General features: G+C 66.8%; 10 protein-coding genes. 4 read left to right on the forward strand and 6 right to left on the reverse strand.

Translation table 11 applies throughout. The annotated features are described in order from the left end of the window. Positions 1–878 (reverse strand): YlbL family protein (locus VFH65_RS03830; protein ID WP_353319808.1); only part of this gene is annotated, 878 nt, incomplete at its 3' end. A 92-nt stretch (positions 879–970) separates the two neighbouring features. Between VFH65_RS03830 and VFH65_RS03835 the strand changes: the two genes are divergently transcribed. The 3 genes from VFH65_RS03835 (at position 971) to VFH65_RS03845 (ending at position 4,584) form a co-directional block, all read left to right on the forward strand. Then, on the forward strand, positions 971–2,317 hold the full coding sequence (locus VFH65_RS03835; protein ID WP_414688348.1) for a zinc-dependent metalloprotease: 1,347 nt from the start codon (positions 971–973) through the stop codon (positions 2,315–2,317). A gap of 61 nt (positions 2,318–2,378) precedes the next feature. After that, positions 2,379–3,251, forward strand: a complete 873-nt coding sequence (locus VFH65_RS03840; RefSeq protein ID WP_353319810.1) for a cyclodehydratase — start codon at positions 2,379–2,381, stop codon at positions 3,249–3,251. Next, positions 3,244–4,584, forward strand: coding sequence for an ABC1 kinase family protein (locus tag VFH65_RS03845; protein WP_353319811.1), 1,341 nt, complete (start codon positions 3,244–3,246; stop codon positions 4,582–4,584). The genes VFH65_RS03840 and VFH65_RS03845 overlap by 8 nt, the downstream gene beginning before the upstream one ends. Positions 4,585–4,609: 25 nt before the next feature. Here VFH65_RS03845 and VFH65_RS03850 read toward each other — a convergent pair whose 3' ends face one another. The 3 genes from VFH65_RS03850 to VFH65_RS03860 form a co-directional block, all read right to left on the reverse strand. Continuing rightward, entirely contained in the window at positions 4,610–4,924 is a 315-nt protein-coding gene (locus VFH65_RS03850; RefSeq protein ID WP_353319812.1) for a WhiB family transcriptional regulator, read from the reverse strand. 133 nt (positions 4,925–5,057) lie between these two features. Next, complete coding sequence (locus VFH65_RS03855) at positions 5,058–5,255, reverse strand: hypothetical protein (protein WP_353319813.1); 198 nt, start codon at positions 5,253–5,255, stop codon at positions 5,058–5,060. 101 nt (positions 5,256–5,356) lie between these two features. Next, positions 5,357–7,468, reverse strand: a complete 2,112-nt coding sequence (locus VFH65_RS03860; protein ID WP_353319814.1) for an ATP-dependent DNA helicase UvrD2 — start codon at positions 7,466–7,468, stop codon at positions 5,357–5,359. 83 nt (positions 7,469–7,551) lie between these two features. On the opposite strand from VFH65_RS03860, the gene mrx1 reads away from it, so the two are divergent. Further along, entirely contained in the window at positions 7,552–7,791 is a 240-nt protein-coding gene (gene mrx1 / locus VFH65_RS03865; protein WP_353319815.1) for a mycoredoxin Mrx1, read from the forward strand. Here the strand turns inward: mrx1 and nudC are convergent. Both nudC and VFH65_RS03875 read right to left on the reverse strand, forming a co-directional pair. After that, positions 7,788–8,711, reverse strand: a complete 924-nt coding sequence (gene nudC, locus VFH65_RS03870; protein WP_353319816.1) for an NAD(+) diphosphatase — start codon at positions 8,709–8,711, stop codon at positions 7,788–7,790. The two genes, mrx1 and nudC, sit on opposite strands and share 4 nt — an antisense overlap. Continuing rightward, a partial coding sequence (locus VFH65_RS03875; RefSeq protein WP_353319817.1) for a potassium channel family protein occupies positions 8,708–9,366 on the reverse strand: 659 nt, incomplete at its 5' end. The genes nudC and VFH65_RS03875, both read right to left, overlap by 4 nt.

Below are 9,366 nucleotides of genomic sequence, written 5' to 3' on the forward strand. Positions count from 1 at the left end.
GTCGCGCCTGCTTCCGAGGCCGCAACGATCTTGTGGGTGATACCGCCGATCGAGCCGACCTCGCCGTCCCCGGTAATGGTGCCGGTACCGGCCACGAACTTCGAGCCGCTGAGGTCACCGTCGGTGAGCTTGTCGACGACGGCAAGGCTGAACATCAGCCCCGCCGAGGGACCGCCGATGTTGGCGAGGTTGAAGTCGATGGTGAACGGTGCCCACGGCGCGTCGAGCACACCCACCCCGAGGTAGCCGTAGTCGCGGTCCTCGTTGGACCCCAACGTGATCGTGGCGATACCGGGTGGCTCGTTCTTACGGAGGTAGTCGATCACCACCGTGTCGCCCGGCTTCGTGTTCTTCAGAATCGCGGTGAACTCCTCGAGGTTGGCGACGGGCTTGCCGTTGACGCCGTCGATCGCATCACCGGGTTGCAGTTTGCCCACCGACGGCCCCGGATCGCTGACGTTCTCCACGGTGATCGCCATCGGGTACTTCAGGTAATGCAGCGCCGCGTATTCAGCGCTGTCCTCAGACTGGCGGAAATCGGTGGTGTTGGCCTTGTCGATCTCTTCCTTGGACTTGTCCGGCGGGTAGACCAAATCACGGGGAACCAGCTGCTCACGCCCTGACATCCACAAGGCCAGCGCCTGCCCCAGCGTCAGGTCGTCGCGCTGAGAGACCGTCGTCATGTTCAGATGACCCGTCGTCGGATGCACTTCGGTGCCCTCGATGTCGACGACCTGCTTACCGTCGATCTCGCCGAGCGTGTCGAACGTCGGGCCGGGGCCCAGCGACACGTACGGCACAGTGACCCACGACACCAAGACGCCGAATACCAGCAGGGGCACCAGCGCGACCACCAGCGTCAAAATCCGCCTGTTCACGCCGCCCACAGTAAATGGCGTCCGGAGCGGGTTCACTGAGAGCTTGACCCGCGCAGCCGCACGACGAGTCGCCGGTGAGTACCGTTGGGGACATGGCTGACCCGCCCTTCGGCTTCTCCGCCGGGGATGACCCCGAGCGCGACAAGAGCAAAAAGGACCCCGATTCGGGGTCCGGCTCGGGCAATTCGGGGGCAGATCCGTTCGGAGCCGGCTTTGACATGGCCGACCTTGGCCAGATCTTCACCAAGCTCGGGGAGATGTTCAGCGGCGCCGGCAACGTGATGGCCGGCGGCACGCAGTCCGGTCCGGTGAACTATGACCTGGCCCGGCAGCTGGCGTCGAGCTCGATCGGTTTCGTCGCACCCATCCCCGAAAAGACCGGCGCCGCGATCTCCGACGCCGTGCACCTGGCTGAGACGTGGCTGGACGGCGCGACGGCGCTACCGGCCGGCACCACCAAAGCCGTGGCGTGGACGCCCAACGACTGGATCGACAACACGCTGGAAACGTGGAAGCGGTTGTGTGATCCGGTGGCCGAACAGATTTCCACGGTATGGGCGTCGGCGCTGCCCGAGGAGGCCAAGAGCATGGCCGGGCCGCTGCTGTCGATGATGTCGCAAATGGGCGGCATGGCGTTCGGCTCGCAGCTGGGCCAGGCACTGGGCAAGCTATCGCGAGAAGTGTTGACCTCCACCGACATTGGGCTCCCGCTCGGCCCCAAGGGAGTCGCCGCGCTGATGCCAGAGGCCGTCGAAGCGCTGGCCGAGGGACTCGAGCTGCCGCGCAGCGAGATCATGACCTTCCTGGCCGCGCGTGAGGCCGCGCACCACCGGCTGTTCAGTCACGTGCCGTGGCTCGCGAGCCAGCTCCTCAACGCCGTCGAGGCGTTCGCCAAGGGCATGAAGGTCGACATGAGCGGCATCGAGGAATTGGCCGCCGGGTTCAACCCGGCGTCGCTGACCGATCCGTCGCAAATGGAGCAGCTGCTCAACCAGGGCATCTTCGAGCCGAAGGCCACCCCGGAGCAGACCGCGGCGCTGGAACGCCTGGAAACGCTGTTGGCCCTGATCGAGGGCTGGGTGCAGACCGTGGTGGCCGACGCGCTGGGTGAACGCATCCCCGGCGCCGCAGCGCTGAGCGAGACGCTGCGAAGGCGGCGCGCCACTGGCGGTCCAGCCGAGCAGACCTTCGCCACCCTCGTCGGACTCGAACTGCGTCCCCGAAAGCTGCGGGAAGCCGCGGTGCTGTGGGAACGCCTGACCCAGGCCGTCGGAGCCGACGCCCGCGACGCGGTATGGCAGCACCCCGACCTGTTGCCCAGTGCCGGCGATCTCGATGAGCCCGCCGGCTTCATCGACCGGATGGTCGGCGGCGACACCAGCGGCATCGACGAGGCGCTCGCCGACCTGGAAAAGCGCGACGACGACTCCAAGGAGTAGCGACCCGCGGCCCTGTGGATAACCTTCTCGGCCGTCGCGCTGTGCGTGGCAGAGTCGGTCCATGCCTGGGTCTGATGCTCTTCGCGCCGTCGGCAGCCCGCACTTCACGCTCAGCCCGTCGACGCCCGTGCTGCTGCGTCCCGACGGTGCCGTTCAGGTGGGCTGGGATCCGCGCCGCGCAGTGCTGGTCCATCCCCCGTCCGGACTGAACGCTGGGGGGCTGGCCGAGCTGTTGCGGACTCTGCAGTCCGGCGCGACGCTGGCCGAGCTGAATTCTCGCTTCGGCATCGACGCCTCCGAACTCGTTTCCTCGCTCGTGGACTCGGGCGTCGTGACGATTGTCGCCCGAAGGCGCACCCGGTCTGCGTCCATCCGTATTCACGGCCGCGGCCCGGTGTCGGACGTATTGGCCAGCGCTCTGCGCTGCTCGGGCGCTCGCGTGACACAGTCGAACCTCACCAAGGCGGCGCCGCCACAGACAACTGACCTTGTGGTGTTGAGCGACTTCCTGGTGGCCGATCCGCGGGTGGTGCGCGAGCTGCACCTCGCGCGGGTGCCGCACCTGATGGTGCGAATGCGTGACGGCGCAGGCCTGGTCGGCCCGCTGGTCATTCCGGGCGTGACGTCCTGTTTGGACTGCGCCGATCTACACCGCAGCGACCGGGACGCGGCGTGGCCAGCAGTCGCTGCGCAGCTGCGCGACACCGTCGGCACCGCCGACCGGGCTACGGTGCTCGCGACCGCGGCGCTGGCGCTCAACCAAGTCGACCGCGTCATTCACGCAGTGCACGCCGGCAACGACGTGGGGCGGTCGTCGGTACCTCCCCCGACGCTGGACACCACGCTGGAGTTCGACGTCAACACCGGAACTGTCATGGCCCGCCGATGGGCACGGCATCCGAGGTGCGAGTGCATTCGGCGCCGTCATGGATGATGGTCTGGTGAGTGACATCAAGCGGGGCCGCGCCGCGCGCAACGCCAAGCTGGCGAGCCTGCCCGTCGGCATGGCCGGCAGGGCGGCGCTTGGCTTCGGCAAACGGCTGACCGGAAAGTCGAAAGACGAGGTCAATGCCGAGTTGATGGACAAGGCGGCCCAGCAGTTGTTCACCGTTCTCGGTGAGCTCAAGGGCGGCGCAATGAAGGTCGGTCAGGCCTTGTCGGTCATGGAGGCCGCGATCCCCGACCAGTACGGCAAGCCGTACCGGGAGGCGCTCACCAAGTTGCAGCGAGAAGCCCCGCCGATGGCGGCGGCCAAGGTCCACCGGGTGCTCGACGCACAGTTGGGCACCAAGTGGCGTGAGCGGTTCAGCGCGTTCGACGACACGCCTGTCGCGTCGGCCAGCATCGGCCAGGTGCACAAGGCGGTGTGGTCGGACGGCCGCGAGGTCGCCGTCAAGATCCAGGACCCGGGCGCCGACGAGGCGCTGCGCGCCGACCTGAAAACCATGCAGCGCATGGTCAGTGTGGTCAAACAGCTCTCGCCGGGCGCCGATGTGCAGGGCGTCGTCGACGAACTGATCGAACGCACCGAGATGGAGCTCGACTACCGGCTGGAGGCCGACAATCAGCGCGCCTTCGCCAAAGCGTATGAAGGCCATCCGCATTTCGTCGTCCCGCACATCGTGGCGAGTGCGCCCAAAGTGGTGATCCAGGAATGGATCGAGGGCATCCCGTTGTCCCAGATCATTCGCGACGGCACCCAGGAACAGCGAGACCTGATGGGCGCCCGGCTGTTCGAGCTGACCTATGACGCGCCGCGGCGGCTCGAGATGATGCACGGGGACGCCCATCCGGGCAACTTCATGCTGCTGCCCGACGACAAGATGGGCGTGATCGACTTCGGCGCGGTCGCCCCGCTGCCCGGCGGAATTCCCATCGAAATCGGTTTGTCGACGCGATACGCGCTCAACGACGACTACGAAAACCTGCTGGCCACGATGCAGAAAATCGGGTTCATCCAGAAGGGTGAGCATGTGTCCAAGCGCGAGATGGACGACATGATGCGCCAATACGTGGAGCCGCTCGAAGTCGAGGTGTTCCACTACACGCGTAAGTGGCTGCAGCGGATCACCGCCATGAACATGAAGCCGGACCGCGCCGCAGGCCAGATCAAGGCCGCCAGGCAGATGGACCTTCCGGCCAAGTTGGCGCTTCCGTTGCGGGTCATCGCCTCAAACGTTGCGATCGCCTGCCAGCTGGATGCGCATATTCCGACCAAAGCCCTTGCCACAGAACTGATTCCGGGCTTCGCCGAAGAAGCGGCCTAGTAGCGCCGGGATAACCCGGCAGGGCTTACGCCGCTGCCGGGCTCTCCTCGGTGTTCTTGCGCGGACGTCCACGCGGACGCTTGCGCTCGATGATCGTGCCGCGCTCGATAATCTCGCCGCCCCAGACACCCCACGGCTCTTGACGTTCCAGTGCGGCGGCCAGGCACTCACGGCGGATCGGGCAATCCGCGCACAGCGACTTGGCGCGTTCGAGTTCGACGGGGTTCTCGGCGAACCACAGGTCGGGGTCACCCACATGACACGGCACCGACAGCATCGTTCTTTCACGGCATGTCTCCGAAGCGTCGCTCTTCGCGCAAGCGCTCATCGCAGTAGACATGACTACATCCTCGGCTTCCTGGTCGTTTGATCTCTGGTGGATCTGTGACCAGGTCTTCGGTGTCCGAAAAAACTAAGGCCACGGATCCGGTGACTGCGGGTCCGTGGCCTTTTCGGCTTGTCGTGGGCTCTACCTAGGTGGTGCCCCGATCCACGGACTTTCCAGTCGCGTCGGCGTTACGGCGCTTACGCTGCGGCGTAATGGCAGCGGCGGCCCCCGCGGGTGCGGCGGCGTGCTCCATAAATGCCGGATGCGCGGCGGCAGCGGCGACACGGAGGGTCCACTGCATGCCAGCAACGCCTACGCCTGTGAATGCGAATTTGCTCAACATGATTAGGGCACCCTCCTCTCGACTCGTGGTGTGTCTTGAGGCTAAAGCCTAGCAGCCCTAGCACACAAGCGATTTTCTGACCTGCGGGTTTGGCATGATTTTTACGACACTTGGCGGCCTTTGACCAATGCCAGTACGTCGGGTCCGTACTGCTCGAGTTTTCGCGCACCGATGCCGGGGATCGCGACCAACGCGGCATCGTCGGTGGGCAGCGTCTCGGCGATCGCGATCAGCGTGTTGTCGGTGAACACCACGTAAGCCGGCACGCTCATCTCCTTGGAGGTGCGCAGCCGCCAGTCTTTGAGTTGGGCCAGCAGCTCGTCATCGATATCGGACGGGCAGCTTTCGCAGCGGCGCAACATGATTGCGGGCGGAGTGGTCAGCGCGCCATTGCAGACACGACAACGAGGAGTGGCGCCACGCGGACGCCGAGGCCGGCTCGGCGTGCTGTCGGACGACGATTGCGGCGCGATGCCGTTGAGGAACCGCGACGGCCGACGGCCCTGCCGACCGCCCGGTGCACGGGCCAGGGCCCAGCTGAGCGCCAAATGTGTTCGCGCCCTGGTGATTCCGACGTAGAACAGCCGGCGTTCCTCTTCGACGGGCTCACTGTCCGGGCCGTGCGTCAACGCGTGCGAGATCGGCAGCGTGCCATCGGCCAGCCCGACCAGGAACACCGCGTCCCACTCCAGTCCCTTGGCGGCATGCAGCGACGCCAGCGTGACGCCCTGCACGACGGGAGGGTGGCGCGCGTCGGCCCGGTGCCGCAGTTCGGTGATCAGCGAAGGCAGATCCAGCGACGGGCGAATCGCGACTTCTTCGTCGACCAGTTCGGCCAGCGCGGTCAGCGCCTCCCATCGCTCCCTGGCTTTCGTGCCCGGTGGTGGCTCGGCGGTAAGCCCGAGCGGTTCGAGGACGGCGCGGACGACCTGTGGCAGTTCACCTTCCAGTTCACGTTCGGCCGCTCGCTGCAACGCCACCAGTGACTGGCGGATCTCCTGACGGCTGAAAAAGCCTTCGCCGCCGCGCACCTGGAAGGGCACGCCGGCCTCGGTGAGCGCTTCCTCGTAGACCTCGGACTGGGCGTTGATGCGGTACAGCACTGCGATTTCGGATGCGGCGGTACCTGATTCGACAAGCCGCTTGATGCTCTTGGCCACCGCGGCGGCCTCGGCGACCTCGTCGGTGTGTTCGGTGAACGTCGGCGTCGGACCGGGGTCACGCTGGCCGACCAGGTGTAGCTTGCTGCCCGCCATCCTGCCGCGCGCGGCGGCGATGACGCGGTTGGCCAGCGATACCACCTGCGGGGTGGACCGGTAGTCACGCTCGAGCCGCACCACTGCGGCGTCGGGGAACCGTCGCGAAAAGTCCAGCAGGTAGCGGGGGGTGGCACCGGTGAACGAGTAGATGGTCTGGTTGGCGTCACCGACGACCGTCAGGTCGTCGCGCTCCCCCAGCCAGGCGTCGAGCACACGCTGCTGCAGCGGTGTGACGTCCTGATATTCGTCGACGACGAAACAGCGGTAGCGATCGCGGAACTCCTGCGCGACGGCGGCGTCGTTCTCGATCGCGGCCGCGGTGTGCAGCAGCAGGTCGTCGAAGTCGAGCAGCGCCATTCCGTCGTGGCGGGCCTTGAGCGTCTCGTAGCCCGCGTAGACCGTGGCGATTTTGCCCGCATCAAACGGGATGTCGCGCCCCGCGGCGGCGACTGCGCCGGCGTAGTCCTCGGGGCTGATCAAAGATGACTTGGCCCATTCGATTTCACCGGCGAGGTCGCGCACGTCGTCGGTGCTTGTCGACATGTTCGCGCGGTTCGCGGCTTGAGCCACCACCGCGAATTTGGTGTCGAGGAGCTGCCAGCCGGTGGCGCCGACGACCCGCGGCCAGAAGTAGTGCAACTGCCTGCGGGCCGCGGCGTGGAACGTCATCGCCTGCACTGATCCGGTGCCAACCCCGTCGTCGAGCGCGCGCAGCCTACTTCGCATCTCGCCAGCGGCCCTTTGCGTGAACGTCACCGCCAGCACCTGCCCTGGCGCGACGTGACCGGCCGCGACGAGGTGCGCGATGCGGCGGGTGATCGTGCGGGTCTTGCCGGTACCGGCGCCGGCCAGCACGCACACCGGGCCGCGGGCGGCGAGGACAGCCTCGCGCTGCTCCTCGTCGAGGTCTGCGATGAGCCGCTCACGCGACGCGGTGGAGACCTCAACCGACATGCGCTCCATCATGTCAGCGCGGGCCGACAAAACCGGGGCTTGGGGGCGGGCATGTTGGCGGCATCCGTTACGTTGAAGCCCTTATGAGCGCTGGACTGACCATGTACACCACGTCGTGGTGTGGCTACTGCTTCCGCTTGAAGAAGGTTCTTAACGGGGAAGGCATTCCGTTCACCGAGGTCGACATCGAAGCCGATCCCGCTGCTGCGGAGTTCGTGGCCTCGGTCAACGGCGGCAATCAGACGGTGCCGACACTGAAGTTCGCCGACGGGTCGACCCTGACGAACCCGAGCGGCGCCCAGGTCAAGGCCAAACTCTCTTAATCGAGCGCTGCCCAGGACTCGATGATCTCCCTGGCGATCGATATCGATCCGGGCAGCAGCAGCCGCGACGGCGAGTCGCTGCTCCAGTCGCCGACGTCGAGGGCTTTGCGAATCTCGGCGCGGGTGAACCAGCCGGCCTCGGCGATCTCGCCGTCGTTGAACGAGAACTCCTGCTCCGGGTCTCCGATCGCGTGGAAGCCGACCATCAGCGAGCGCGGAAACGGCCACGGCTGGCTGCCGAGATAGTGCACATCGGTGACCGTCAGGCCGATTTCCTCGGCGATCTCACGCACGACGCACGACTCGAACGATTCTCCCGCCTCCACAAAACCGGCTAGCAGGGAGAACAACCGCTCCGGCCACAACGTCTGCCGGGCCAGCACCGCGCGGTCGTGCCCGTCGTGGACCAGGCAGATCACCGCTGGGTCGATACGAGGAAACTCCTCGTGGCCGTTGACCGGGTTGATCCGTGACCAGCCGCCCTTGATCGGCTTGGTGGCCGAGCCGTCCAGAGCGCTGAACCGGGCCCTGTCATGCCAGTTGAGTAGCGCGGTGGCCGTCGACACGAGTTGGGCGCTGACATCGTCGAAGATCTGGCCGGCCCGGCGCAGGTCGAGCACCTCGGTTTCGGCTTCGGTGTCCTCCGGTCCCTCCAGTTCCCCGCGGACCGCCCACACGTGTCTGCCGTCGGCGATGCGGCCGAGGAAGACCGCGTCCGCCGGCGGCCTGTCACCGAGCTTGGCGGCCTGGCCGAGCACCACCTGCCCGCCCGAGATCAGGACCTGGTTACGACGATCCACCCGCAGCAGCAGCGCATCGGGCCACCCGGCCACCGCGGCGTCGACGTCGGTGCGCAGCGTGTCCGCGCGGTCGGCGCCGACACGGGACAGCAGCGGAACATTCCGGAGCTGAAACGTCATCGTTCGGCGTCCGCGCTGCGGATATACAGCAGCCGGTCGCCGAGTTCGAGTGCGTCAACCTCGGCCTCGTCGACCCGCACCAGCTTCCCGCCGCGGACGACGCCGAGCACGATGTCGGACAAATGCCGCGGCGAACCGCCGGCCTCCTTGGGGCTGACCTCGCGTTCGGCGATCGCGAACCCGGCGGCGGGAGTCAAAAGGTCTTCCATCATCTCTACAACGCTGGGCGTCTGCACCGCTATCCCGAGCAGACGGCCCGAGGTCTCGGAAGTGACCACGGTCGAGTCCGCGCCAGCCTGCTCGAGCAGGTGCTGGTTCTCGGCCTCCCGGACCGCGGCGATGATCTTGGCCTTGGGCGCCAGCTCGCGGGCGGTGAGGGTGATTAGCACCGCGGCGTCGTCGCGGTTGGCCGCGACGATGATTGCCTTGGCGTGCTGGGCGCTGGCCAGTCGCAGCACTTCGGAGTCGGTCGCGCTGCCGCGCACGGTGACCAGGCCGGCACTCTTGGCGCGCTCCAGCGCGACCGGGTCTTCGTCGACGACGACGATGTCCGCGGGCGCCACCTCGTCGCCGATCATCGCGGCGGCCGCGGTCCTGCCCTTGGTGCCGTAGCCGACGATCACGATGTGGTTGCGCACTCTGTTCCTCCATCGCT

It is taken from the genome of Mycobacterium sp., from assembly GCF_035697385.1.
Lineage (GTDB): Bacteria > Actinomycetota > Actinomycetes > Mycobacteriales > Mycobacteriaceae > Mycobacterium.

What these genes read in the sequence shown, in the direction of transcription:
- VFH65_RS03835 (WP_414688348.1), top strand. Translation starts at nt 971, where the DNA reads ATGGCTGACCCGCCCTTCGGCTTCTCCGCCGGGGATGACCCCGAGCGC.
- VFH65_RS03840 (WP_353319810.1), top strand. Translation starts at nt 2,379, where the DNA reads ATGCCTGGGTCTGATGCTCTTCGCGCCGTCGGCAGCCCGCACTTCACG.
- VFH65_RS03845 (WP_353319811.1), top strand. Translation starts at nt 3,244, where the DNA reads ATGGATGATGGTCTGGTGAGTGACATCAAGCGGGGCCGCGCCGCGCGC.
- VFH65_RS03850 (WP_353319812.1), bottom strand. Translation starts at nt 4,924, where the DNA reads ATGTCTACTGCGATGAGCGCTTGCGCGAAGAGCGACGCTTCGGAGACA.
- VFH65_RS03855 (WP_353319813.1), bottom strand. Translation starts at nt 5,255, where the DNA reads ATGTTGAGCAAATTCGCATTCACAGGCGTAGGCGTTGCTGGCATGCAG.
- VFH65_RS03860 (WP_353319814.1), bottom strand. Translation starts at nt 7,468, where the DNA reads ATGTCGGTTGAGGTCTCCACCGCGTCGCGTGAGCGGCTCATCGCAGAC.
- mrx1 (WP_353319815.1), top strand. Translation starts at nt 7,552, where the DNA reads ATGAGCGCTGGACTGACCATGTACACCACGTCGTGGTGTGGCTACTGC.
- nudC (WP_353319816.1), bottom strand. Translation starts at nt 8,711, where the DNA reads ATGACGTTTCAGCTCCGGAATGTTCCGCTGCTGTCCCGTGTCGGCGCC.